The following is a 22666-nucleotide window of genomic DNA, read 5'->3' on the forward strand; positions in this document are numbered from 1 at the left end:
ACCAGCAGGGAAGCACGGTGCGCATTTTCATCGTTCATGCCCACCCGGAGCACAACAGCTTCAACGGCGCCCTAACCCGCGCGGCGCAGGATGCACTGTCTGCGGCGGGGCACGAGGTCGTTATCTCCGATCTCTATGCCATGGGCTTCAATACGGTATCAGACCGGCGCAACTTCACGACCATTCGAGACGCGAACTACTACCACCAGCAGTCTGAGGAGGATTCGCTCCAGACATCCAGGCCGAGATGGACAAGCTTTTCTGGTGCGACGCCTTGATCCTGCAGTTTCCGCTCTGGTGGTTCGGGCTGCCGGCGATCCTCAAGGGCTGGGTTGACCGAGTGTTCGCGTCGGGTGGCCGCATCTATGGCGGCGGCAAATGGTATGATCGCGGCGTCTTGGGAGGAAAGCGCGCGATGTGTTCCGTCACAATCGGCGGGCCTCCGCTGATATATTCCAACCGCGGACTAAACGGCCCAATCGCCGAGATCCTGTTCCCAATCAACCACGGGATGCTCTACTTTGTGGGCTTCACCGTGATCGAGCCATTCCTCGTGCATGCGCCAGCGCGCATCAGCGACAGCGAGCGCCTGCAGTGCCTCGTTCTTTACCGCGAACGCGTCCTCGGGCTCCTGTGTGCCCCGACAATCGCGTATCCGAAGCTTGCCGACTTCGACGAAACCTATGTCTTGAAATCGATGTGAATGAAGCCTCGTGCAGTTGATCGGGACAGAGCGCCGTATTCAGGCTGTGGCCCTCGGGGCCAGCACGTCCCGCTCTTGCGTCAAACCATCCTGGGACCGGCTGGCCGGGAGATCCGCGGCTCCGCTTTTGGTGGAGGAACATGGGGCGCGGCGCTCCGACAAATGCATCGGAACGCCGCCTCAAGTCGATCAATTGATCTTCGGCAATCGCGATAGGAACTCGAGCGAGGTTGCGGCGATCTCGTCACCATATGTTTCGAGCGCGAAATGACCGGCGTCGTAGAGATGCACCTCTGCACCCGGAACCAACTCCTTGAGATAGTCCACGCCCTTCAGCGTGAAATATGGGTCGTTCCTGCCCCAGACGATGAGGAGTGGCGGCTGTGCCGATTTCAGAAACGCACCCCACGCAGGATAGAGAGCGACGTTTGTCTGGTAGTCGTGGAAATACTGGAGTTGGATGTCGACATTGCCCGGCCGGTCGAGGCCCGCCTGATCGACGGTCCAAGCATCTGGCGACAGTTTGTCCGGTCGCGTGGTGCCGTGCGTGTATTCGAATTTCGTGGCGTCAGGCGTGAGAATGTCGCGGATTGGCTTTTCCGTCTCTGCGTTGCGTTTCACCCAGAAAGGCGAAAGCTGCTTCACCACGTCAGGGTTCCAGCCTTCGACGTTTGCGACCGCGTTCTGTATGATCAGGCCACGCAGACGCTCCGGATGCTTGACCGCCAGTCGGAAGCCGACGGGGCCACCATAGTCCTGCATGAAGAGCACATAATTCTTCGCTCCGACAGTCTGGGTAAAGTGGTCGACGATGTCGGTCACCGCACCAAACGTATAGGCGAAATGGTCAAGTGTTGGCGCTGAACTATAGCCAAAACCTGGATAGTCCGGCGCGATGACCCGGTAGTGTGCCGCGAGCCTGGGGATCAGGTTGCGATACATGTGCGAGGAAGAGGGAAAACCGTGCAGCAGCAAGACGACTGGCGCGTCCTTTGGCCCGGCCTCGCGATAGAAGATGTCGAGCCCATCCACCTTCACCGTCTTCGAAAGTGTCTCGACGTTGGCCGCTTGGCCCGCAAAGACGGATGGAATCGAAGCCCCAGCAGCGAGTAGCGCGCCGATCAAACCGCTGCGCCAGGAGCGGGAAAGGGGGGAACTGCCCGGGAGAGATGACGTCTGGAACATGTTGCGAACCTTGTAACCGTTAATTATACGTTTTAATGGTGTCGAATTTGTCGAAACCTGTCAACGTCATTTTTATCGGTTACACAAGGGGCGCGTCACGATACCGTGACGCGGCACCCAGTGCGCGATTGCCCGTTTGTTTCTCGGATGGCTCTGACAGAGCCAGCTCACAGCTTAATGAGAGTCGATTGGACCCTAGAGCCTTTCACGTTTTGACGGAAGCATAGCCTGCGTTTTGGAAGTAGTTCTTGCATTCGGCTGCCTCGATGGTTTCGACGAGGTGGCCGATGTGGCGTTTTTGATTCACTGGGTCATGTTGAAGCGACCCGCCCCTGAACAGACCGCGCTCGAGATGGTAACGCTCGATCAGCTGGTTCCCGCCGATCACCTGTTGCGCAAGATCGACCGTGTGATCGATTTCTCCTTCATCCACGAACTGACCGCGCCGCTCTAGAGCCTTTCACGTTTTGACGGAAGCATAGCCTGCGTTTTGGAAGTAGTTCTTGCATTCGGCTGCCTCGATGGTTTCGACGAGGTGGCCGATGTGGCGCCAGGTGTCCTCGACAGTGCGTTTCTGAGCCTGGCGCATCCAGTGTTTGATCTTGGCGAAGGCCTGCTCAATCGGATTGAGGTCCGGCGAGTAAGGCGGCAGGTACCAAAGCCTGGCGCCGGCAGCCTTGATCATCTGCCTGATGGCCGCCGACTTATGACTTCCCAGATTATCCATGACGACGATATCGCCGGGCTTCAGCACCGTGATGAGCTGCTGCTCGACATAGGCGCGGAAGCATTGGCCGTTGATCGGACCGTCGAAGACGCAAGGCGCTGCGAGCCGATCCCAGCGCAGCGCGCCGAGGAAGGTCAGCGTGCGCCAGTGGCCGTGCGGAGCCAAGCCGCGCAGCCGCTTGCCCTTTGGCCCCCAACCCCGCAGCGGAGCCATGTTGGTCTTGATCCAGGTCTCATCGATGAAGACCAGGCACTGCGGATCGAGGCCGGCCTGCCAGGATCGCCATCGCTGGCGCCTGCGGGCAATATCGGCGCGGGCCTGCTCAAGGGCGAACAGCGTTTTTTTTGAAGCTCAGCCCCTCGCGCCTCAAGAACAGCCACACCGTGTTGTGCGAGACCTTGATCCCTCGCGCATCCAACTCCTCCTTCAGCCGATGCAGCGTCAGTTCAGAGGTCTGATTGATCCGCTCCACGATGAAAGCCCGATGGGGCTCCAGAACCCGCTTGCGGTGGCCGCCCATCTTGCCCGGCGCCACCGAGCCGGTGGTACGATAACGCTGCGACCACTTCACCACTGAGGAAACCGCAACGCCAAAGCGCGAGGCAACCGCACGGCAGGTCTCCCCGCCAAGAACTGCCGCTACTGCACGCTCACGAAGATCATTTGAAAGCGCTCGCGTCATCAGATGCTGGCCTCCAATCCAGCCAGCATCTTGAATCACAAACAAGCCTCGATGGGAATCCTACGATTCCCTCAAAGTGGGAAACGCTCTANCGCGTCATCAGATGCTGGCCTCCAATCCAGCCAGCATCTTGAATCACAAACAAGCCTCGATGGGAATCCTACGATTCCCTCAAAGTGGGAAACGCTCTAGGTCCGCCGCGTTGCGAAGCTAGCGAGTTGCCGTCGGCCGAACAATTACGCGAGTTACTTGGTACGCTTTCGGACAGTTCATGGGACTCGCTAACCAATTGTCGGAAGCGTACAGTCCGTTCGTCGCTGGCCGTTGAATGGGCGCTGGCGCTTGAAAGAGCCGATCGCGCTTTCGCCCCGACGATGGGAGAAGCGCGATGATCTTCAACGGCTCAGCGGATTCGGATCAGCTTTCGAGCTTGGCGAAGGTGCTCGATGACTATTGCCGTCAGGCCGGCATAGATGCGGGCCACCCGGCCAGGCAACGTCTTGGACGCCGTCTCATGGAACTGTTCCAGGGCGGCATGGACAAGGTCGAGGACTTGCTTGCAGCCCTGAACTCCAGCTACGACGATTGGCTTGGTGAGGTCGATCTGCCGTCCTCGTCTTCACAAAAGCCCGCCCTGTGGGCGGTCGAGGCCGCCCACGCGGAACCAAGCCCTGCCGAGACAGTTGGTTCAGGTGGCGGCGGAGCATCGCGCTTCCCTCAAGCGAATGCGGTGGAGCACTCCGCCAATTCGTCGCCACGCCCCCTCCAGGGAAAAGATTCAGAATAAGCAACCCGGCCCGGAATGACTCGCTATCGGATTGTCGAAAGCGTACAGTTCGTCTGTCGCTGGCCACTTCAACGGGCGCTGGCGCTTGAGAGTGTCGATCGTGCTCCCGCCCCTGCGGGAGCTGCACATTGAACTACGAAATCCCAAAATCGACTGTCACCGGCCAGGCACTGGCTGTCGACAACCAGTTCCGAAATGAACTGTTGCGGAAGATGACCGCCGACGACCTTGCGCTGCTCGAACCGGGTTTGCACAGAGTAGCCCTGCCGCTGAGAATGCCCCTCGTGACGCCCGGCGTGCCGATCGAATACGTTTATTTCATCGAGCGCGGAATTGCGTCGGTCGTCGCGCGCACGTCCAGTGGACACGAGGCGGAGATCGGCTTCATTGGCTCTGAGGGGATGGCTGGATATTCGCTGGTGATGGGCGACGACCGCGCACCGCAAGCCTGCTTCGTGCAACTCGAAGGCGAAGCGATGCGCATGGACGCAGGCAGCTTTAATGTAGCTTTGACGACCAGTTCCACTTTGCGGTTGTTCCTGTTGCGCTTCGTCAATTCTCTGCAGATCCAGACCGGATGTACCGCGCTTGTCAACGCGCGACTGCGGGTGGCGAACCGTCTGGCTCGGTGGTTGCTGATGTGCGACGACCGAGTGGTGGGCGCGCGGTTTTCTATTACCCACGAATTCCTCGCCACTATGCTGGGCGTGAGACGGCCTGGCGTCACCATCGCCCTTCAAGAATTGGAAGGCCTTGCTCTGATCAGGTCGCGCCGGGGTGAGGTCATCATACTGGACCGCCCCGGACTGATTGCGCTGGCCAATGGCGGGTATGGGGAGCCAGAAGCTGAATATGGCAGGCTTTTGGGAGAGACCGATTCGGGGGATTGATGACCGGGCACAGAGCCTGCTGCCTCCGGCGGACTCGACATTGTCGACTTTGTACCAATACTCGATCAAGAAATGTCGGAATCGTACTGTTATCGATAAGTAAATTTTAAAATGATAATAATTTTATATTACTCACCCAATGCGTCATAGTTAATAGACGCGCCTTGTTTAGGTCGTTAAGTAAATCTGTCATCAGCTATGGCATGGGCGCTGGTGCTTGAGAGAGATTACCGTTCTCCCGCCCCAGTGGGAGCTATGCGATGACAGTCAACCAGCCAAATATGTTTTCCGGCATTCCCATCGAAAGAAGTGACGGGACCATCTCCGTCCTTTGCACACTTCCTCAAATGGCCGACGCTTTGGCGACGGCTGGCCATCCGATGGGCCAATGTTTCTGGCTGCGCTGGCTGCCCTGGTGGGGAAAGGGTGGGATGTTGCAGCACAAGGGACGTCCATCGAGCCTTCATTGCGGCGGCGGTTGAAGCCGATTGCCTCCCCGACAGCTACATGAAGAAGAAGTGAGCGTGAAATGCCTCCCACCTTACGGACGACACTTTGCGAAACGAGAGACGCGTTGCATGTGCTGCGAAGGGCTTTGTTTGTTCGCGGCCATATCGAAGCGATGGAAGAGATCGATTCCCTCATAGGCGTCGCGGAAGAAAAGGCAGTCCACGCGATCGGCGACATCGACCGGGCCGAGTTTCGAAAACCCATTCTCGTGGAGGCAAGCCTTGCGATGCCCGAAGACATCCTGGTTCCAGCCGTGCTGCCCACCAAGCTCGCTGAGCTTCGTGAACAAGGCATGGGCCTCAGCGTATATTGCGGCAATGGACGCTGCGGTCATTTGCGTTCACTGGATCTAGATGGCCTGATCGAGATTTACGGCACCCACTACGATTTCATCACCGAAAGGCGGCTAGCATCGAAGCTCGTATGCAAACGGTGCCAAATGTTGGAGGGAGGCTGGTTGTGGTGTCCGACAGACGGCCCCGGTATTGAATACCGGGTCGCCGGAACGAGCCCTCCAATGCCCCGTGCCGCGCCTTGCTGGAAACAGCCTCGCCGCCCTTTGGCGGCGAGGCTGACGAATCACATGCGATTGCCGTCGCGCCCGATTTCATTCGAGCTGTAGTTCTCGGCGTCTGCATCAAAGCCGGTCCAGCCGCCGGCCTGATATTCACCGCGGCGTTCTTCCAGATTGACCGAGTTGGTTTGGCCCAGAAGCCTTTCGGCATCGGGAGCGAGCCGATCGTCGACCTTGGCCGTGACCAATGTCCCGCCGCGACGCACCCCCTCGGCGTAGACATGGGCATCGTCTTCGGAAACGCCGGAATCCGTCAGCGCGCCGACGATACCGCCTGCTGCGCCGCCGACCACGGCTCCACCCACCGCACCGACCGCGGTGGCGGCCAGCCAGCCCGCGGCAACCACCGGACCGACGCCGGGAATAGCCATGAGGCCAAGTCCGGTCAGCAATCCACCAGCCCCGCCGACCACGGCACCGAGGCCAGCGCCGCCAGCGGCATCGTCCGCTGCCTTGGAGGTGTCAGCGTCATGCCAATTGTCCGCGTTGTTGGCGACGATGCTGATGTCGGAATGCGGAATGCCCTTTGCTTCCAATTCGCCAACGGCATCGGAAGCATCGTCATAATTGTCGAATAGCCCGGTTACGGTTTTCATCTCTTGGTTCTCCTTGATCGTGGGATTAGTTCGTGCCGGCAACAATGTTGCCCTGATAGTCCAGCGCCACGGTGGTGGCCTTGCCGTCCTTGATCGCCTGACCACGCCAGATGCCCTGGTCGTCCTTGGTCAGCTTGGAGACATCCGAGAAGCCAGCGTCCTGGATGCGGCCCTTAGCTTGGTCCTCGGTGAAGCTGTTGGCACCGGGTACGGGCGCGGATGGATTCGCGGTGTCGGTCGTGGTCACCGCGGGTGTAGTCGAGGTCGTTGTCGCCGACTTGTCATCCATCCGGGAAGCGATCTTTTCGATCATCTCCTGGTGCATCTTGAGCGTCGGCACGGTCTCCTGCGCGAACGTCTTCAGCTGCGCGTTGTCGCCGTCCTTCGCATAGCTTTCGAACAGCTCGACCGCATCGGAATGGGCATCGCGCTGCATCTGGACATAGGGCCCGTCGACGGGATCCTTGGCATTCTGCAGCGCGTCGACATCATCCTTGTACTTGGCGTCCAGTTCCTTCGGGACCGTCAGCTTTTGCTCGCCGGCAATTGTCTCGAGCTTGGCATTGGCCGCGCCATGATCGTCGATCATCTTGTGCGCGAAATCCTTCACGCTCCGATCCTGGGCTTTGGTTTCGGCGATCTTGCTTGAATTCACTTCGAACATCCCGCCTGCCGCGGCCTTGTCGACAAAGTCTTGTGCGCTGTCTGCGGCAAGGGCGGGCAGGACGAAAGCGATAGCTGTGGCTGTGGCCAGCGAGGCCAAGAGTAGGCGAGTTTTCATGGAGGCGGTCCTTGTTTATGCACACATGTGCTGTGGACCTAATCTGCGCCCGGCGGCTTTGTTCCAGACGAACAGCGATAAACTGGGGGGTAGTCTTTTGTGCTCAACAAGGCCTGGCGTTCCCACGCAACCATTAAGGCGCAGGCCGGCGGCCAGCCGATTACTCCGCTAATTCGTCGCCACACACCTCCAGAAAAAACGGGATAGCGCTTCCAGCCATGGCGTTTGCGATATGCCCAATGGCGCGCCGCCAGGTGAACGACCTGCTCACGCGGGGCGGCCAAACTCGTTTTCAACGATGTCGAGAAGCAGGCTCTCATTGTCTCGATCGACAGGCTCCCTCATTGACCAATCCCACCCCGACCGGTCGAACTCGATGGGTGCGGAATAGAATTCGGCGAAACCGAGCACCAGTCGTTCGGCGTGAGCCAGTGAGAGATCGCTGTGTCGGCCGACCAGCCGTGCGGCTGCCGTGCGTGAACTGCTTCGTCGCGGACGGGCCTCTGACGGCTTCCTGCATGCCAGCAGCGGGCACGGTCCGCCGACTTCGGCCTTCTGAAGGGCGAGGACGACAAGCTTGCCCGCAAGGCGAAGAGTTGACCTAGTGGTGTACGGCGCGAGCTACCCTTGCCTATGGCTTGATTCATCCACAGGAACGTCGAAGGCTAAAACCTCGACCAGCAATTCGACGGGAGCCGCAAGGCCCATGAGGGTCGCGTGCAAGCTCAACGTCACCGCTGCCAGGTGATCTTCCGGCGTGCTGTTGTCGTTCGTTTGTTCAGTAGCGACCGGCGGCTTCATTTGCGAATGATCCACCCGATGACGCCGGCATCGACCTGAACATCGCCCGTGAGTTCGCGCATCATCGCCGTCGCGTGCTCCGCCCATTTCGCCTCGGGCAGCTGCAACTCGGCGATCGACGCCTTGAAGGCATTCCTCAACATGTGGGTATCGAGAGCGGATATCATGCCGCCTGGGCCTTGGTCGTCTTCCATATGAAGTCTCCCGGCGGGGCGGGAGTACATCACACTCTCAAGCACCAGCGCCCATTTCGTGACCGGTGACCGCTCGCACATAGCGGCTTTGTGCACGCGCTCAATGGCAAATGAGATCGGAGCGGGATGATGTTTTTTCCGTACCGAGGCGCTGCGGGTCGGAACGTTTTCTCCCGGCCAGCATTTTGAGTGCCATTGAAAGACAGGAGAGCCTTCCTTGACCAGACTGCCTCAGGACAAAGAGCGGATTGAACGTGCCACCCGCGAGGCTCAATCCATCATCGCCATCGAACGTCAGGCGCGTGAGGCAAAGACGGCCCGGCTGCGAGAACTGCGGCTTTCGGCCAAAGCATCGGCTCCAACCGAGACCACCGCGTCAAAGCGTAAATCCCTTGCCCGAAAAGCGTCGCAAAAAACCATCGGCGTCAACTGAGGCTGAACAACTGGCCGTATGCGAAGCCGGCAAAGGGCTATGTGCGCACGATCCAGTCGACAATATCCGGGTCGATCTCATCAAGCTCGGTCAACTCGCGCGCCAGAAGCGTTGCGTGCATGCGCCATTCCCGTTGAGCGATGCGTCTTTCGACCACCGATTTGCGGAAGGCGCTGCGAAGAATGTGGCACTCGAAAGCCGATATTTCGCCTGCTGAATGGTCGTCTGCCATGTCGGTCTCCCGCGCAGGGGCGGGAGCACCTGAGTCGGCTTCCAAGCGTCCGTATGCCGGGATGGCGGACGACTTGAGAACTGTACGCTTTCGTACCGAAATAGCGAGTCAACTCGGTGGATAGTGGGTGGTTTTGAAATTAATATGTCAGTGTTTCCCGGCCAGAATGCGCGCCTCCCGCACGAGCGATGACCAACTTTGCGGCCCAAGAAAGCCTATAAGCTCGCGGGCTTGCGCATCGGTGATGCCGGTTTCATTGACCAAACGTCGAACAAGACCGTCCGTCGCAGTCGGTGGCCTTATTTGTTCGTCAGTCATCAGAACAATCCTCTTGGCCACCGTAACGCGACTTACTGTTGCGGGGTTCCGTAGGAATGACTCGCTAACCGATTGTCGGAAGCGTACAATTCCTTTGTCGCTCGGTCTTTAACGGCAACGGGCGCTTGAAAGAGTCGATCACGCTTTCGCCCAATAGGGAATACGCGCGATGACCTTACGCGGCACAGCAGACGAGATACAGCTGGCTACACTCACCAGGATTTTGGATGACTATTGCGAGCAAGCCGGGATTGAAGGCGCCCACCCGGCGCGGGAGCATTTGGCGCGCCGCCTGATCGCCCTATTCGGCGGCGGTATTGACAGCCCAGACCATATCAAGATGGCTCTGGACGGCGTTGCGAAGGACTGGAACCCCAATCATATGGCGAGAAACGGTTAGTCGACGAGCTTTTTGGAAGCTCGCTAACCGTTGGCTTCCCGGCTGCATTCGCTAAGCGCAACGATGTCCGCGATCTCCCAAGGCTCGCCAGTATCGCCGGGATCATGCACAGGCTCGCCATCCCTGAACGGGGCGCTTGCCTGTCGAGGAGATGCCGCGAGTCATTTTCGAGCAGCAATGACGCGGCTGGCCGAACACGCTTCAGACCGTCCGCAGGCCAAGCCCGCGCGCAAGTACCTTCGTCAGCCGGCTGAGATGGTCGGGGGTCACGGGAACGCGGTGCCTCAACAGATATGTCGGTTTCGTACCAAGCGCCGCTTGGTACGTTTCCGACACTAACGCTCAGATCGATCTTTTCGTATGCGAACGGTATTGGGGGACGCCGTGCATCGCATTTCATACCGTATTCCTAGGTCTATTCATTCAAAGACCCTATATACAGGTGATCGTCGGCACGTTGATACGGGCGCGGACGGCTGGGAGATCGTATGGCTCTTGCCCTGTATTGGGCATCGCCATGACTAGTCCCGACAAAAACCTTCAATATCGAAATCAATTGCTGCGGCGCATGTCCGCGGATGATCTGGCATTGCTCGAGCCGCATATGCAGCGGTGCGAATTGCCGTTGCGCATGATGCTGGTGACCCCCGGCGTCCCGATCGAGGCCGTCTATTTCATCGAACTGGGCATTGGTTCGGTGGTCGCCAGGACGACGAGCGGCCACGAGGCCGAAGTCGGCTTCATCGGCTTCGAAGGAATGACCGGATCGTCGCTGGTCATGGGCGACGACCGTGCAGTGCATGAGTGCTTCGTGCAACTCGAAGGCGAAGCCATCCGCATCGAAGCGGGCGCTTTCAATGCCGCACTCGCGGCAAGTGCTACCTTGCGCATGTTCCTGCTGCGCTTCGTCAATGCGCTGCAGACTCAGACCGGCTGCACCGCCCTCGTCAATGCACGGCTGAAGCTCGAGGAGCGGCTGGCGCGCTGGCTGCTCATGTGCGACGACCGGGTGTCCGGCGAACGCCTGGCCATCACCCACGAATTCCTGGCCGTGATGCTTGGTGTGCGGCGTCCAGGCGTCACCGTTGCCCTCCAACTGCTCGAAGGCCGCGCGCTGATCCGGGCGCGCCGGGGCGAGATCGTCATTCGCGACCGCGCCGGCCTGCTGGAACTCGCCAATGGCGGCTACGGCGAAGCCGAGGCCGAATATGTCAGGCTGATCGGCGAGATCAGCGCGGCCTGATCGGGGGCGGTCGCCTCCCCGCGGCCGGCTGGTCCGATGGCGTCACTTTACCGGGCGGTGCCGCACCGCCTTCAATTGCATCCCGGCCAATCGGCAACCCAGCATGCTCCAGGCTTGCGAGCTTGCATTTCGTCTGTTCGGCCGCCGCTCCGACAAGGCAATCGATGGCGAACATGGCGCCGCCGTGGTCGCTCTCCGCGACCGCCTGACGTATCTTGCTCAATTGCGCCTGCGTATAGTCCAGAAGCTCGACCAGGTCGGTATGATCCAAACCGCCCTCCATCACATGAGGTCAAGTGGCCGATCTGAGGTCGCTCTTGCCACCAAAATAAGCCCATTTTCATGGCTTGCATAGCCAAACTGTAAAAAACGTACAGTCTTCGCGTCGTCGGCTGCGGTGTTGGCCAAAGGTCCCATTCGCGAAACCATCGCCATATGCGAGATTGCGATTATATAAGTTATAGCTTGAATAAATGATCTGTACGTCCGTCGCGAGGGCGATGTCGTGCCAATTCGCGAGAATCTCGCCAGCAATCTCAGGCGACTGATCCAGCGCCACGCTTCCGTGAGCGCGGTGTGTCGTGAGCTTGGCATCAACCGCACCCAGTTCGAGCGCTACCTGCAAGGCCAGGCCATGCCCAACAAGGCCACCGCCAGGCTGATCTGCGATTACTTCAAGATCGACGAGAATGTGTTGTATCGCGAGCGCGCGCGCGGCAGCCAGGGATGACGGCCACGCATCGCTGCGCCAGACACTGTATGAGAACATGGTGCGGCCCCCCGCGCCCGCCATCGCAGGCGGCACCTATTTCACCTATTTTTCGGTCCCTGGCCGCCCCGACTATCTGATGCGCTCGGTTACCTTCGTGCGGCGCGAGGCCGAACTCGTCACGTTCAGGCGGGTGACGCGGTGGGCGCCAGGCGATAGACAAGGCGGAGCTAAAATACCCGGCAACCATTACGGCGTGGCGATCTCGCGCCTGAACTGGATCTATTTCAACGGCGTCAACCGCCGCCAGACCGGCGAGGCGTCGATCATGGCCGTGCAATGGGCCCCCATCTCGGAGCCGGTTCTGGTCGGCAGCGCCTTCGTCCTGACCGGATCGGGGCCAGCGTGCGTGTCTGTCATCATGCGGCAGGACGTCACCAGGATCAGCATGAGGCGGGCGCTGCAGATGGCGCATATCGTCAGGCTCGACGAGCCCAACGTGGATCAGTTGGTGGCCAGTTTCGCGCGTGAGGCCTGATACACCAGCGGCGGCGCGTTAGCAGTCAGCCAAGGCGAAGCGTGTTGCGTGCGATCTGCCAGGCGGATTCGACATGCCGCCGCGCCGCCGCCTCCGCCTCGTCCGGCTTGCGCGAGCGGATGGCATCCATGATTTCGGTCATTTCGGCGATCGCTGGCTCGCGGCGGTTTTCCGACGCGATGGTCATCGAGCGAAGCTGGTTGATGCGGACATTCAGCCCCGTCACGATTTCCCAGGCAATCTGCTTGTCGGCCGCCCCGAACAGCGTTTCGTAGAACTTGGTCGTCGCCCGCATCACCTCGACCGGCGCGCCTGACGCCCAGGCGTCGAGCAGGTTCGTCAAGGCCGCATCGAGCAAGGCAATCTGGGCGTCGGTGGCCGACAGGGCGCAAGTCCGCGCCGCGATCCCTTCCAGCAGCGCCCGCAATTCATAGATCTCATCGGTGCGGCCGAGGTCCGGCTTGGCGACGGCCGGTCCATGGCCGGGTATCATCTGCACCAGGCCTTCCGCTTCCAACTGCCGCAGGACCTCGCGCACCACGGAACGGCTCACCCCGAGCTGATCGCAAAGCGGCCGCTCGACCAGCCTTTCACCAGGCTGGAAGTGGAAGCCCATGATCGCATCGCGCATGCGTTCCAGCGCCAGCGTCCGCAACGTCTTGGCGGAGCGGTCGATCCGCAGCGTATCGTCTGACATTTTCTCTCTGCCTCCTCGCGCCGCCACAAAACAGATTCCATAGCCGATTGACAAGGTTCTTGGCGCTCCATAGCATGGTATACCATAAGACGATATAGAGATGACGGCGCCGGATAGCGCCATCGCGACCGAGGATTTCATGAAACCGGCCATTCGAAAGACCGTTACCTACATCGAGAACACCCTGATCGAGGGCGGCAAGGAAGCGCCGAAGCCGTTGCGCCTGATCGGCGTCGCCGCAGTGCTGACGAACCCATGGGCGGGCCGCGGTTTCACCGAAGACCTGTCGCCTGAGATCCGCACCATCGCTCCCGTCCTCGGCGAACTGCTGACGCGCGAGATCATCGCCGTCGCCGGTTCGGGCGAAGCGATCGAAGGCTACGGCAAGGCCGCCATCTGCGGCACGGCGGGCGAGATCGAGCATGCATCGGCGCTGATCCATACGCTGCATTTCGGCAATCACTACCGTCGCGCGGTCGGCGCCAAGACCTATCTCGCCTTCACCAATCTGCGCGGCGGGCCGAACACGCCGATCATGATCCCGCTGATGGACAAGAACGACGAGGGCCGCCGCTCACACTATCTGACCGTGCATTTCCAGATTGGTGACGCCCCCGCCCCCGACGAACTGGTGGTGGCGCTTGGCGCTTCGATCGGCGGCCGCCCGCATCACCGTATCGGCGACCGCTATCAGGACCTCAAGGAGGTGGGAGACCTGCATGGCTGATGTCGCCGCCCCTGCATGGGTTCGCAACACGGCGCCGGACGGCACCGGCTTCATCCGCGCCGGCTCCGGCGCGCCGGTTCTGCTCATTCACGGCGTCGGCATGAACGCGGCGATCTGGCAGGATCAGATCGCGTCGATGGAGGATCGCCACGACCTGATCGCCATCGACATGCTCGGCCACGGCACCTCACCTTTGCCGCCGGAAAATGCCGCTCTGTCGGATTTCGCCGAGCAGGCGCTGCGTCTGCTCGACCATCTCGGTCTCGCCTCGGTGTCGATCGTCGGCCATTCTATGGGCGCACTGGTCGCCCTGGAAATCGCCCTTCGCGCGCCGTCGCGCATCCGTTCCATCGTCTGCCTCAATGCTGTGTTCCGCCGCCCCGAGACCCTGGCGCGGGCCGTGCGCGAGCGAGCGGCGGCCCTCGGCACGCATGGCGATCCTTCCGCCATCGCGGCAACGCTTGCCCGCTGGTTCGGCGACCCGCTGCCGGAGAACCTCGCGGGTGCGGCGGCAACGGCGCGTACCGCTCTTGAAGGCGTCGACCCGGAAGGCTACGCCCGCACCTATCGCCTTTTTGCCCATGCCGATGCCGAGCATGCTGAAACCCTGGCCGGGCTGGCCGGGCCAGCCCTGTTCATGACCGGGTCTGACGACAGCAACTCGACCCCGGCCATGTCGGCGGCGATGGCGAGGCTCGCGCCGCACGGCCAATGCCTGGTGCTCAGCGGAGAAAGGCACATGATGGCAATGGCTTCACCCGAAAAAGTGACTCATCACATCAGCGCCTTTCTCAACGCTGGCGAAGCCGCGACACCGCAGGACGATCCCGCCTTCGACAGCGGCGAATTCCGGCGCGCGCTCGGCTCCTTCCTGACTGGCGTCACCATCGTCACCACGGTCAGTGCGGAAGGCGAACCGCGCGGCTTCACCGCCAACTCCTTCGCCTCGGTCTCGCTCGAACCGCCGCTGGTGCTTGTCTGCATCGCCAAGAAGGCGCTGGGACACAGCGCCTTCTCGACATCGAAAGGCTTCGCCATCAACATCCTGTCGGAGAGCCAAAAGGCGCAGTCCGGCATCTTTGCTTCCAAGGCCGCCGACAAGTTCGCGACCGTGACCTGGCAACCCGGCCAGTCCGGCAATCCCCTGATCGACGGTTCCGTCGCGGTGTTCGATTGCGCCATGCACAAGTTGGTCGACGCCGGCGATCATTCGATCCTGATCGGCCGCGTCCGCGATTTCAGCCACAACGGCGCGCAGCCTCTCGGCTATTGCCGGGGCACCTACGTCACGCCCGGCCTCAGCCAGGAAGCGCTGGCGGCTGCACCTCATGGGACCGAAGTCGGTGCCATTCTCGAAAATGAAGGCCGCGTGCTGTTTTTCGAAACACCGGACGGTTTCCATGAATTGCCGGCAGGTCGCGGGCTGGGCTCGCCAAAGGATGCCGGCAGCCTCAAAGGATGCCTTGCCGCCAAGGCTGTCGACGCGCAGCTCGGATTCCTGTTTGCGGTGTGGGACGACGCCGCCGATCCGTCGCGTTCACACGTCTACTACCGGGGATCGGTCACTGCCCCCAGTCCCGGCGATCGCCAGACCCGGCTTGTCGACATAGACCATATCGTCGATCTCAGGATCGCCGATCCGGCGGTGCGTTCCATGCTTGCCCGCTATGTCCGCGAACGCACGGAAGATGCCTTCGGCGTCTATGTCGGCAACGCGGTCGAAGGCGAAGTGCGGCCGCTCGCCAGGGCTGCATCTTCCCAAGCTCTTACTGGTCGCAGGTGACGCCGATGAAATTTTCGCTTTTCGTCCACATGGAGCGCTCGGATCTGGCAAAGCCGCATTCCGAGCTTGTCGGTGAGTTGGAAGATCTGGTTGTACAGGCCGAAGAGGCAGGCTTCGAGACCGCCTGGATCGGCGAGCATCACGGCATGGAATTCACCATCTCGCCGAACCCGTTCATCAACATCGCCTGGCTCGCCGCCAAGACCAGGCGCATCCGGCTGGGCACCGGGACGATCGTGGCGCCGTTCTGGCACCCGATCAAGCTTGCCGGCGAAGCGGCGATGGCCGACGTCATCACTGGCGGCCGCCTCGACATCGGCATTGCGCGCGGCGCCTACGCTTACGAATACCAGCGGCTGTTCCCCGGTCTGGAAGCATGGGGCGCCGGCCAGCGCATGCGCGAGATGGTGCCGGCGATCCGCGGCCTGTGGGATGGCGATTTCGAACTCTCCGGCGAGTTCTGGTCGTTCCCGTCGACCACCTCGTCGCCCAAGCCGCTGCAAAAGCCTTATCCGCCGATCTGGGTGGCCGCGCGTGATCCGAACTCGCACGACTTCGCGGTCGCCAGCAAATGCAATGTGCAGGTGACGCCGCTGGCCTCCGGCGATGGCGAGGTGACCAGCCTGATGGAGCGCTTCAACACGGCCTGTGCTGCTCACCCCGACATAGCGCGGCCGGAAATCATGCTGCTCATGCATACATTCGTTGCCGAGGACGCGGCCGATGCCGACCGCCTCGCGCAGGACCTTTCGCAGTTCTACTGCCAGTTCGGCGCCTGGTTCCAAAACAAGAAGCCGGTGCGCCAGGGCATATTGGAGCCGCTGAGCGACGACGAGATCGCGGCCATGCCGCAATATGCGCCGGACAAAATCCGAGAGAATCTGGTCATCGGCGAAGCCGACGAGGTCATCACCAGGCTGAAGGCCTATGAGGCGCTCGGCTACGACCAGTATTCGATCTGGATCGACAGCGGCCTGTCCCACCAGCGCAAGAAGAAATCGCTGCAGCTGTTCATCGACAGGGTGATGCCGGCTTTTGCCGAACCGAAAGCGGGTTCGCGATGAGCGCCGCTCAGTTCAAAAACTATATCGACGGCAGCTTCGAGGATGCGGCCGCGAGCTTCGACAGCATCGACCCGTCTTCTGGCACGGCATGGGCAAAAATGCCCGCTGCATCGGCTGATGACGTCGATCGCGCCGTCGAAGCCGCCCACCTTGCGCTGCGCTCCGGCCCATGGGCGGCGATGACGGCGACAGCGCGCGGCAAGCTGCTGGTCCGGCTAGGCGACCTGGTGGTCGCCAATTCCGACTGGCTGGCGGAACTCGAGACGCGCGACACCGGCAAGATCATCCGCGAGACCCGCGCCCAGATCGCCTATGTCGGCGACTACTATCGCTACTATGGCGGACTGGCCGACAAGCACGAAGGCGCGTTCGTCCCCATCGACAAGGCGGATATGGAAGTGACGATCCGGTCCGAGCCGATCGGCGTCGTCGCCGCCGTCGTGCCGTGGAATTCGCAACTCTTCCTGTCCGCCGTCAAGCTCGGGCCGGCGCTTGCCGCCGGCTGCACCGTCGTCCTCAAGGCATCGGAAGATGGCCCCGCTCCGCTGCTCGCCTTCGCCAAACTCGTCCATGAGGCCGGCTTTCCCGCGGGCAGCGTCAACATCCTGACCGGGTTCGGCCATGATTGCGGCCACCGCCTGACCAGCCATCCGCTCGTCGCCCGCGTCGCCTTCACCGGCGGTCCGGCAACCGCCCGCCAGATCGTCAAAAACACGGCGGAAAATCTCGCCTACACGACGCTCGAACTGGGCGGCAAAAGCCCGGTCGTGGTGTTCGCCGATGCCGATCTCGACAGTGCCGCCAACGCCGTCGTCGCCGGCATTTTTGCCGCCACCGGCCAGAGCTGCGTCGCCGGCTCCCGCCTGCTGGTCGAACGTTCGGTGAAGGACGAATTCCTCGCCCGGCTCAAGCGCAAGGCAGAAGCGATCCGGATCGGCGACCCGCAGGATCCCGCAACCGAAATGGGGCCGCTTGCCACCGCGCGGCAGCGCGACTGGATCGAGAAGATCGTTGCGGCAAGCCTTGCCGCGGGCGGACGCCTGGTCACCGGCGGCGAACGGCCCGCCGGCCACGAAAGCGGCCTCTATTACGCACCGACGATCATCGATGCCGATGACAACACCGGCCTGCCCTGCGTGCGCGAGGAACTCTTCGGCCCGGTGCTCAGCGTGATCGCCTTCGATATGGAAGCCGAGGCGCTCGCGCTTGCCAACGACACGCCGTTCGGCCTGGCGTCCGGCGTATTCACCACCAATCTCGCCAAAGCCCACCGCATGACGCGCGAAATCCACGCCGGCGTGGTCTGGGTCAACACCTACCGCGCCGTCTCGCCGCTGGTTCCGTTTGGCGGTTACGGCCAGTCGGGCCTCGGCCGCGAGGGCGGCATGGACGCGATCCGCGACTACACGCGTTCGAAGTCGGTCTGGATACGCACCTCGGACGACCCGATTCCCGATCCTTTTGTCATGCGGTAGCCGCCGCCGGCCGGGGAAACGCGATCAAGGCGAAAACGCCGGTCGCAAACAAAAACAACGAAGACAAACAGAGGAGAACGACATGAAACTGATCACCACCGGCGTCCTTGCCCGCCTTCTTGCAACAACACTTCTCGCAACCACACTTCTGGCAACGACGGCCGCAAAGGCCGAGGACATGGTGTTCACCTCCTGGGGCGGGACGACCCAGGAAGCGCAGACCAAATCCTGGGCCGAACCGTTCACGGCCGCATCCGGCATCAAGGTCATGCAGGACGGCCCGACCGACTACGGCAAGCTGAAGGCGATGGTCGACGCCGGCAGCGTCAACTGGGATGTCGTCGACGTCGAGATGGATTTCGCCATCAAAGCAGCCAAGGATGGCCTGCTCGAGCCGATCGACTTCACCGCCGTGCCGAAGGCCGACCTCGATACGCGCTTCACCACCGATCATGCCGTCGGCAGCTTCTACTATTCCTTCGTGCTCGCCTGGAACAAGGGCGCCGTTTCGGGCGAACCGGCCGGCTGGGCCGACATGTTCGACACCAAGAAATTCCCGGGCAAGCGGACCTTCTACAAATGGTCGGCGCCCGGCGTCATCGAGATCGCGCTACTTGCCGATGGCGTTCCCGCCGACAAGCTCTATCCGCTCGATCTCGAGCGCGCCTTCAAGAAGCTCGACACCATCAAGTCCGACATCGTCTGGTGGGGCGGCGGCGCGGAGTCGCAGCAGTTGATCGCGTCCGGTGAAGCAACCTTCAGCCAGCTGTGGAACGGCCGCGTCTTCGCGCTGGAGAAGGACGGCGCCGATGTCGGCGTCTCCTGGAACCAGAACCTGACGGCAGCCGACGTCCTGGTCGTGCCGAAGGGCGCCAAGAACAAGGACGCCGCGATGAAGTTCCTCGCCGCCGCGAGCAGCCCTGCCGGCCAGGCGAAGTTTGCCGAAGCCAGCGGCTATGCGCCCATCAACACCAAGGCCAAGGCCGAGATGCCGGCGGATGCGGTGAAGGCGCTGCCGGACGCCCATGTCGACGGACAGATCAACCTCGACATGAACTATTGGGCCGAGCACCGCGACGAGATCGCCACGCGCTGGTATGCCTGGCAGGCGAAATAAGCGTGCCTCTTGAACAGCAAGGGACGAGACGGCCAGCGCCGTTTCGTCCCATAGCCGGATCGCTGCCATGTCGGTCGAAACACGCCAGAGCCTACCAACATTCCGCATGCCGGCAGGCTTCAATGGCCTGCTGCCGGCCCTGGTCCTGATCGTGCTGTTCTTCGTCGTTCCGGTCCTGGCCCTGCTCTTGCGCAGCGTTACCGAGCCCGAACCCGGCCTGCAGAACTACGCGACCCTGCTTGGCGACGGCACCTATGCGCGCGTGTTCTTCAACACCTTCCTGGTCGCGTCGGTGGTCACTATCGTCACCGTCCTCGTCGCCTTTCCGGTCGCCTGGATGCTGGCGATCATGCCCTCGGCGCTGGCCTCGATCGTCTTCGGCGTCATCATCCTGTCGATGTGGACCAATCTCCTGACCCGCACCTATGCCTGGATGGTGCTGCTGCAGCGCACCGGCGTCATCAACCGGACGCTGATGGCCGCTGGGATCATCGATCAGCCGCTGCCGCTCATCAACAACCTGACCGGCATCACCATCGGCATGGTCTACATCATGCTGCCCTTCATGATCCTGCCGCTGGTCGGCACGCTGCGGGCGATCGACCCGATGACGCTGCGTGCGGCCGCACTGTGCGGCGCCAGTCCCTTCCAGGCCTTCCGCCGCATCCTGCTGCCGCTGTCGCTGCCCGGCATCGCCGCCGGCGGCCTGATGGTCTTCGTCATGTCGCTCGGCTACTTCGTCACGCCGGCACTGCTCGGCGGCACGTCGAACATGATGCTGGCCGAAATGATCGCGCAGATGATCCAGTCGCTGCTCAACTGGGGGCTTGGGAGTGCGGCCGCCTTCATCCTGCTGGTCGTTACCATGGCGCTCTACGCGCTGCAGCTGCGCCTTGTCGGCGCCAGGCGCATGAGCGGAGGCGCCTGAGATGCTGCTCGACTATGACCGCATGGGCTGGCTGAAAATTGCCCTTCTCGGCTTCACCGCTCTGGTCGCCGGCTTTCTCCTGTTGCCTGTCGTCTTCATCGTCCTGCTCTCCTTCGGCTCGTCGCACTGGCTGGCCTTTCCGCCGCCCGGCTGGACGCTGAAATGGTACCAGGAGCTGTTTGCCGACCCGGCCTGGCTCGACGCCGCGCTGACCAGCGCCAGGATCGCCACCATGACGGCGATCCTGTCCGTGGTGATCGGCCTGCTCGCTTCCTTCGCTTTGGTTCGCGGACGGTTTGCCGGGCGTGAGATCCTGCGCGGCGTGCTGCTGACGCCGATGGTGCTGCCCGTCGTCGTCTTCGCCATCGCCATCTACGCCTTCTTCCTGCGCCTTGGCCTTGGCGGCACCACAATCGGCTTCGTCATCGCCCACACCGTGCTGGCCCTGCCCTTCGCGATCATCCCGATCGCCACCGCACTGGAAGGCTTCGATAAGTCGATCGAGGACGCGGCCATCGTCTGCGGCGCAAGCCCGCTCGAGGCCAGGCTCAGGATCACCTTGCCGTCGATCCGCATCGGCATCTTCTCCGCCGCGATCTTTTCCTTCCTCGCCTCCTGGGACGAAGTCGTGGTGGCGATCTTCATGGCGAGCCCCTCCTTGCAAACCTTGCCCGTCAAGATCTGGGGCAGCTTGCGCTCGGATCTGAGCCCGGTCATCGCCGCCGCCTCCAGCCTGTTGGTCGGGCTGACGCTTGCCCTGATGGTGGTGACGGCGCTGCTGCAGCGAAAGGTCAGGACATGACCCAGCCCTTCCTCTCCATCCGCAACCTGCGCAAGGCGTTCGGCTCGATCACCGCCGTGCACGACGTCACCCTCGAAATACCCAAGGGCGAGTTCCTGACCTTCCTCGGGCCTTCAGGTTCGGGAAAGTCGACGACGCTCTACGCCATCGCCGGCTTCCAGGATCCGAGTTCCGGCGATGTCGAGCTGGAGGGAAAATCGCTGCTTGCCGTGCCTTCGCACCAGCGCAACATCGGCATGGTGTTCCAGCGCTACACGCTATTTCCGCATCTGACGGTAGCCGAGAACGTCGCCTTTCCGCTGCGGGTTCGCCGCCGGCCGGAGGCCGAGGTGAAGAAGAAGGTCGCCGACATGCTGGCCCTGGTGCGGCTGGAAAGCTTCGCCGCGCGCTTGCCCGGCGCCCTGTCTGGCGGCCAGCAGCAGCGCGTCGCACTGGCCCGGGCGCTGGCCTACGATCCGCCGATCCTTTTGATGGACGAGCCGCTGTCGGCGCTCGACAAGAAATTGCGCGAGGAGATCCAGGGCGAGATCCGCCGCATCCATCGCGAGACCGGCGTCACCATCCTCTACGTGACCCACGACCAGGAGGAGGCGCTGCATCTGTCGGACCGGATCGCTCTGTTCCGGGACGGCCGCGTCGAGCAGACCGGCAGCGGCGAGGATCTCTATCTGCGGCCAGCCACCGATTTCGTCGCCGGCTTCATCGGCAATTCGAACTTCCTCGCCGCCGAACATCTCGACACCAAGGATGGCACGGCAACGATCCGGCTGGCCGACGGTTCGGTCGTCTCCGGCGTCAGGGCCAACGGCACGTTCGGCAAAGGCCAGAAGGCCAAGCTGATGATCCGCCCGGAAGCGTTTGGCATGGAACGGAGCCCGGCGAGCGCGGAGCTCAACGTCGAGATCGTCGATGTCGCCTTCTACGGCGAGCGCCGGCGCATCGTCGCGCGCACCTCCGGCGGCGAGGGGGTCGACATCAGGCCGACCTCCGCCGCCATGCAATCGCAGGATCTAGCGCCCTGCAGCCGGCAGGTCTTTTTCGATCCGACGGCGGCGTTCCTGTTTCCCGCCTGACGTGCCGGGTCGGTTGGCTGCGACCGACCAGAGCGGCAAATACACTATGGGCACGCCGCAGCAAGTCACCGCGCAACCTTGATCGTGCGGCAAATGATTCCTGTCATGGAATCCCGCCTTCGGACGAAACGAGCAAAATTGGAAAAACTTTCAAGCTTTTTCCGACTATATTTTACCAGGGATTGACCTGATTCCCGGAACTTTCATCCAGACCTGTCGTTCTTCAAGCTGATCGTTGCTCGACGATATCAAAGCAACAGGAGAATTATACCATGAACGTCAAGACGATATTTTTCGGCGCGATGACGCTTTCGATGGTTGCCGGCTCGGCGCTTGCCGCAGGCAGCACCGGTACATCGGCGCTCGACGATCCGGCCAAGGTGCAGCCCTTCTACACCGATACCGGCATGAAGACGATGGTCAGCAACGGCGACTTCGTGAAGGCCTGGAAGGCCCTGACGCCGGACGACCAGACCGCGATGATGAAAGCCTGCGAGGACGAGTCAAAGGACGCCACTGCGGCCAACGCCCATCCGGAATTCTGCAGCAGCGTGAAAGCGAACGGCGGCAGCAAGTAAGCGCCCACCGGACCGACGAGAAAACAGCCCCTTCGCGGGGCTGTTTTGCGCTCGGCGTCTAAACGGGCAAGCCCGCAGCCTGTCGGCTTTCGTCCCATTTTTGTCATGTTGCACTGCGA

The 22666-nt window shown here is 61.8% G+C and carries 28 protein-coding genes and 2 pseudogenes; 20 read left to right on the plus strand and 10 right to left on the minus strand.

Features of this window, described 5'->3' with window-relative positions; all coding sequences use genetic code 11:
• Nucleotides 1-17 precede the first annotated feature (17 nt).
• Both ASD99_RS35205 and ASD99_RS35210 read left to right on the plus strand, forming a co-directional pair.
• Nucleotides 18-278 carry an NAD(P)H-dependent oxidoreductase gene (locus ASD99_RS35205; protein ID WP_200951019.1) on the plus strand — a complete coding sequence of 87 codons (261 nt, stop codon included), beginning with the start codon at nt 18-20 and terminating at the stop codon, nt 276-278.
• Entirely contained in the window at nt 248-703 is a 456-nt protein-coding gene (locus tag ASD99_RS35210) for an NAD(P)H-dependent oxidoreductase (protein WP_200951020.1), read from the plus strand. The genes ASD99_RS35205 and ASD99_RS35210 overlap by 31 nt, the downstream gene beginning before the upstream one ends.
• Nucleotides 704-892: 189 nt before the next feature.
• On the opposite strand, the gene ASD99_RS20375 is transcribed toward ASD99_RS35210, so the two are convergent.
• Nucleotides 893-1828 (minus strand): alpha/beta fold hydrolase, encoded by a 936-nt coding sequence (locus ASD99_RS20375; protein ID WP_244497832.1) that lies wholly within the window; start codon nt 1826-1828, stop codon nt 893-895.
• 373 nt (nt 1829-2201) lie between these two features.
• On the opposite strand from ASD99_RS20375, the pseudogene ASD99_RS35500 reads away from it, so the two are divergent.
• Nucleotides 2202-2339, plus strand: a pseudogene (locus tag ASD99_RS35500) (IS5/IS1182 family transposase); the annotation flags it as partial.
• A 9-nt stretch (nt 2340-2348) separates the two neighbouring features.
• Here the strand turns inward: ASD99_RS35500 and ASD99_RS32555 are convergent.
• A protein-coding gene (locus tag ASD99_RS32555; RefSeq protein ID WP_156389034.1) for an IS630 family transposase occupies nt 2349-3297 on the minus strand; the annotation gives its coding sequence in 2 pieces (ribosomal slippage) (nt 2349-2960 and nt 2962-3297; 948 coding nt in all).
• A gap of 388 nt (nt 3298-3685) precedes the next feature.
• Here ASD99_RS32555 and ASD99_RS34350 point away from each other — a divergent pair.
• The 4 genes from ASD99_RS34350 (at nt 3686) to ASD99_RS33550 (ending at nt 6106) form a co-directional block, all read left to right on the plus strand.
• Nucleotides 3686-4084 carry a hypothetical protein gene (locus ASD99_RS34350; protein ID WP_057144701.1) on the plus strand — a complete coding sequence of 133 codons (399 nt, stop codon included), beginning with the start codon at nt 3686-3688 and terminating at the stop codon, nt 4082-4084.
• Between the two features lie 212 nt (nt 4085-4296).
• Complete coding sequence (locus ASD99_RS20400; protein ID WP_057144912.1) at nt 4297-4974, plus strand: Crp/Fnr family transcriptional regulator; 678 nt, start codon at nt 4297-4299, stop codon at nt 4972-4974.
• 260 nt (nt 4975-5234) lie between these two features.
• Nucleotides 5235-5456: a hypothetical protein gene (locus tag ASD99_RS33545; protein ID WP_156389035.1), complete on the plus strand. Its 222-nt coding sequence runs from the start codon at nt 5235-5237 to the stop codon at nt 5454-5456.
• Nucleotides 5457-5548: 92 nt separating this feature from the next.
• Nucleotides 5549-6106, plus strand: coding sequence for a hypothetical protein (locus ASD99_RS33550; protein WP_156389036.1), 558 nt, complete (start codon nt 5549-5551; stop codon nt 6104-6106).
• On the opposite strand, the gene ASD99_RS20410 is transcribed toward ASD99_RS33550, so the two are convergent.
• The 4 genes from ASD99_RS20410 to ASD99_RS20430 form a co-directional block, all read right to left on the minus strand.
• A complete protein-coding gene (locus ASD99_RS20410; RefSeq protein WP_056591510.1) occupies nt 6064-6654 on the minus strand; it encodes a general stress protein in 591 nt (196 codons plus the stop codon). The genes ASD99_RS33550 and ASD99_RS20410 overlap by 43 nt on opposite strands.
• A gap of 25 nt (nt 6655-6679) precedes the next feature.
• Nucleotides 6680-7435 carry a DUF4142 domain-containing protein gene (locus tag ASD99_RS20415; RefSeq protein WP_056591509.1) on the minus strand — a complete coding sequence of 252 codons (756 nt, stop codon included), beginning with the start codon at nt 7433-7435 and terminating at the stop codon, nt 6680-6682.
• Between the two features lie 621 nt (nt 7436-8056).
• Nucleotides 8057-8236 (minus strand): hypothetical protein, encoded by a 180-nt coding sequence (locus ASD99_RS20425; protein WP_056591504.1) that lies wholly within the window; start codon nt 8234-8236, stop codon nt 8057-8059.
• On the minus strand, nt 8233-8430 hold the full coding sequence (locus ASD99_RS20430) for a hypothetical protein (RefSeq protein WP_056591503.1): 198 nt from the start codon (nt 8428-8430) through the stop codon (nt 8233-8235). The genes ASD99_RS20425 and ASD99_RS20430 overlap by 4 nt, the downstream gene beginning before the upstream one ends.
• A gap of 217 nt (nt 8431-8647) precedes the next feature.
• Between ASD99_RS20430 and ASD99_RS20435 the strand changes: the two genes are divergently transcribed.
• Nucleotides 8648-8863 carry a hypothetical protein gene (locus tag ASD99_RS20435; protein WP_056591501.1) on the plus strand — a complete coding sequence of 72 codons (216 nt, stop codon included), beginning with the start codon at nt 8648-8650 and terminating at the stop codon, nt 8861-8863.
• 37 nt (nt 8864-8900) lie between these two features.
• Here ASD99_RS20435 and ASD99_RS20440 read toward each other — a convergent pair whose 3' ends face one another.
• Nucleotides 8901-9095, minus strand: coding sequence for a hypothetical protein (locus ASD99_RS20440; protein ID WP_056591500.1), 195 nt, complete (start codon nt 9093-9095; stop codon nt 8901-8903).
• 147 nt (nt 9096-9242) lie between these two features.
• Complete coding sequence (locus tag ASD99_RS33555) at nt 9243-9413, minus strand: hypothetical protein (protein WP_156389037.1); 171 nt, start codon at nt 9411-9413, stop codon at nt 9243-9245.
• 169 nt (nt 9414-9582) lie between these two features.
• Between ASD99_RS33555 and ASD99_RS20445 the strand changes: the two genes are divergently transcribed.
• A complete protein-coding gene (locus ASD99_RS20445) occupies nt 9583-9813 on the plus strand; it encodes a hypothetical protein (protein WP_056591497.1) in 231 nt (76 codons plus the stop codon).
• A 517-nt stretch (nt 9814-10330) separates the two neighbouring features.
• Nucleotides 10331-11056, plus strand: a complete 726-nt coding sequence (locus ASD99_RS20450; protein WP_056592172.1) for a Crp/Fnr family transcriptional regulator — start codon at nt 10331-10333, stop codon at nt 11054-11056.
• On the opposite strand, the gene ASD99_RS20455 is transcribed toward ASD99_RS20450, so the two are convergent.
• Nucleotides 11043-11327, minus strand: a complete 285-nt coding sequence (locus tag ASD99_RS20455) for a hypothetical protein (protein ID WP_082525643.1) — start codon at nt 11325-11327, stop codon at nt 11043-11045. The genes ASD99_RS20450 and ASD99_RS20455 overlap by 14 nt on opposite strands.
• A 234-nt stretch (nt 11328-11561) precedes the next feature.
• Between ASD99_RS20455 and ASD99_RS20460 the strand changes: the two are divergent.
• Nucleotides 11562-12303: pseudogene (locus tag ASD99_RS20460) on the plus strand (XRE family transcriptional regulator).
• 25 nt (nt 12304-12328) lie between these two features.
• Here ASD99_RS20460 and ASD99_RS20465 read toward each other — a convergent pair.
• Complete coding sequence (locus ASD99_RS20465) at nt 12329-13000, minus strand: GntR family transcriptional regulator (protein ID WP_056591492.1); 672 nt, start codon at nt 12998-13000, stop codon at nt 12329-12331.
• A gap of 139 nt (nt 13001-13139) precedes the next feature.
• Between ASD99_RS20465 and ASD99_RS20470 the strand changes: the two genes are divergently transcribed.
• The 9 genes from ASD99_RS20470 to ASD99_RS20510 all read left to right on the plus strand — a co-directional run bounded on the left by ASD99_RS20470 (nt 13140) and on the right by ASD99_RS20510 (nt 22547).
• Nucleotides 13140-13727, plus strand: a complete 588-nt coding sequence (locus tag ASD99_RS20470) for an amino acid synthesis family protein (RefSeq protein ID WP_057144913.1) — start codon at nt 13140-13142, stop codon at nt 13725-13727.
• The gene (locus ASD99_RS20475; RefSeq protein WP_057144704.1) at nt 13720-15510 is read left to right on the plus strand and encodes an alpha/beta fold hydrolase; all 1791 of its coding nucleotides are present in this window, start codon (nt 13720-13722) and stop codon (nt 15508-15510) included. Before ASD99_RS20470 ends, ASD99_RS20475 begins: the two co-directional genes overlap by 8 nt.
• 5 nt (nt 15511-15515) lie before the next feature.
• Complete coding sequence (locus ASD99_RS20480; RefSeq protein WP_057144705.1) at nt 15516-16574, plus strand: LLM class flavin-dependent oxidoreductase; 1059 nt, start codon at nt 15516-15518, stop codon at nt 16572-16574.
• Nucleotides 16571-18049: an aldehyde dehydrogenase gene (locus ASD99_RS20485; protein ID WP_057144706.1), complete on the plus strand. Its 1479-nt coding sequence runs from the start codon at nt 16571-16573 to the stop codon at nt 18047-18049. The genes ASD99_RS20480 and ASD99_RS20485 overlap by 4 nt, the downstream gene beginning before the upstream one ends.
• Nucleotides 18050-18131: 82 nt before the next feature.
• Nucleotides 18132-19166, plus strand: coding sequence for an ABC transporter substrate-binding protein (locus tag ASD99_RS20490; RefSeq protein ID WP_057144707.1), 1035 nt, complete (start codon nt 18132-18134; stop codon nt 19164-19166).
• A 67-nt stretch (nt 19167-19233) separates the two neighbouring features.
• Nucleotides 19234-20094 carry an ABC transporter permease gene (locus ASD99_RS20495; RefSeq protein WP_057144708.1) on the plus strand — a complete coding sequence of 287 codons (861 nt, stop codon included), beginning with the start codon at nt 19234-19236 and terminating at the stop codon, nt 20092-20094.
• A 1-nt stretch (nt 20095) separates the two neighbouring features.
• Nucleotides 20096-20896, plus strand: coding sequence for an ABC transporter permease (locus ASD99_RS20500; protein WP_056591478.1), 801 nt, complete (start codon nt 20096-20098; stop codon nt 20894-20896).
• Nucleotides 20893-21969 (plus strand): ABC transporter ATP-binding protein, encoded by a 1077-nt coding sequence (locus ASD99_RS20505; protein WP_056591474.1) that lies wholly within the window; start codon nt 20893-20895, stop codon nt 21967-21969. The genes ASD99_RS20500 and ASD99_RS20505 overlap by 4 nt, the downstream gene beginning before the upstream one ends.
• Before the next feature lie 272 nt (nt 21970-22241).
• Nucleotides 22242-22547 (plus strand): hypothetical protein, encoded by a 306-nt coding sequence (locus tag ASD99_RS20510; RefSeq protein ID WP_056591470.1) that lies wholly within the window; start codon nt 22242-22244, stop codon nt 22545-22547.
• The last annotated feature ends 119 nt before the right edge of the window (nt 22548-22666 follow it).

This window comes from Mesorhizobium sp. Root695, from assembly GCF_001428185.1.
GTDB lineage: Bacteria > Pseudomonadota > Alphaproteobacteria > Rhizobiales > Rhizobiaceae > Mesorhizobium.

What these genes read in the sequence shown, in the direction of transcription:
- ASD99_RS35210 (WP_200951020.1), top strand. Translation starts at nt 248, where the DNA reads ATGGACAAGCTTTTCTGGTGCGACGCCTTGATCCTGCAGTTTCCGCTC.
- ASD99_RS34350 (WP_057144701.1), top strand. Translation starts at nt 3,686, where the DNA reads ATGATCTTCAACGGCTCAGCGGATTCGGATCAGCTTTCGAGCTTGGCG.
- ASD99_RS20400 (WP_057144912.1), top strand. Translation starts at nt 4,297, where the DNA reads ATGACCGCCGACGACCTTGCGCTGCTCGAACCGGGTTTGCACAGAGTA.
- ASD99_RS33545 (WP_156389035.1), top strand. Translation starts at nt 5,235, where the DNA reads ATGACAGTCAACCAGCCAAATATGTTTTCCGGCATTCCCATCGAAAGA.
- ASD99_RS20410 (WP_056591510.1), bottom strand. Translation starts at nt 6,654, where the DNA reads ATGAAAACCGTAACCGGGCTATTCGACAATTATGACGATGCTTCCGAT.
- ASD99_RS20415 (WP_056591509.1), bottom strand. Translation starts at nt 7,435, where the DNA reads ATGAAAACTCGCCTACTCTTGGCCTCGCTGGCCACAGCCACAGCTATC.
- ASD99_RS20425 (WP_056591504.1), bottom strand. Translation starts at nt 8,236, where the DNA reads ATGAAGCCGCCGGTCGCTACTGAACAAACGAACGACAACAGCACGCCG.
- ASD99_RS20430 (WP_056591503.1), bottom strand. Translation starts at nt 8,430, where the DNA reads ATGGAAGACGACCAAGGCCCAGGCGGCATGATATCCGCTCTCGATACC.
- ASD99_RS20440 (WP_056591500.1), bottom strand. Translation starts at nt 9,095, where the DNA reads ATGGCAGACGACCATTCAGCAGGCGAAATATCGGCTTTCGAGTGCCAC.
- ASD99_RS33555 (WP_156389037.1), bottom strand. Translation starts at nt 9,413, where the DNA reads ATGACTGACGAACAAATAAGGCCACCGACTGCGACGGACGGTCTTGTT.
- ASD99_RS20445 (WP_056591497.1), top strand. Translation starts at nt 9,583, where the DNA reads ATGACCTTACGCGGCACAGCAGACGAGATACAGCTGGCTACACTCACC.
- ASD99_RS20450 (WP_056592172.1), top strand. Translation starts at nt 10,331, where the DNA reads ATGACTAGTCCCGACAAAAACCTTCAATATCGAAATCAATTGCTGCGG.
- ASD99_RS20465 (WP_056591492.1), bottom strand. Translation starts at nt 13,000, where the DNA reads ATGTCAGACGATACGCTGCGGATCGACCGCTCCGCCAAGACGTTGCGG.
- ASD99_RS20470 (WP_057144913.1), top strand. Translation starts at nt 13,140, where the DNA reads ATGAAACCGGCCATTCGAAAGACCGTTACCTACATCGAGAACACCCTG.
- ASD99_RS20475 (WP_057144704.1), top strand. Translation starts at nt 13,720, where the DNA reads ATGGCTGATGTCGCCGCCCCTGCATGGGTTCGCAACACGGCGCCGGAC.
- ASD99_RS20480 (WP_057144705.1), top strand. Translation starts at nt 15,516, where the DNA reads ATGAAATTTTCGCTTTTCGTCCACATGGAGCGCTCGGATCTGGCAAAG.
- ASD99_RS20485 (WP_057144706.1), top strand. Translation starts at nt 16,571, where the DNA reads ATGAGCGCCGCTCAGTTCAAAAACTATATCGACGGCAGCTTCGAGGAT.
- ASD99_RS20490 (WP_057144707.1), top strand. Translation starts at nt 18,132, where the DNA reads ATGAAACTGATCACCACCGGCGTCCTTGCCCGCCTTCTTGCAACAACA.
- ASD99_RS20495 (WP_057144708.1), top strand. Translation starts at nt 19,234, where the DNA reads ATGTCGGTCGAAACACGCCAGAGCCTACCAACATTCCGCATGCCGGCA.
- ASD99_RS20500 (WP_056591478.1), top strand. Translation starts at nt 20,096, where the DNA reads ATGCTGCTCGACTATGACCGCATGGGCTGGCTGAAAATTGCCCTTCTC.
- ASD99_RS20505 (WP_056591474.1), top strand. Translation starts at nt 20,893, where the DNA reads ATGACCCAGCCCTTCCTCTCCATCCGCAACCTGCGCAAGGCGTTCGGC.
- ASD99_RS20510 (WP_056591470.1), top strand. Translation starts at nt 22,242, where the DNA reads ATGAACGTCAAGACGATATTTTTCGGCGCGATGACGCTTTCGATGGTT.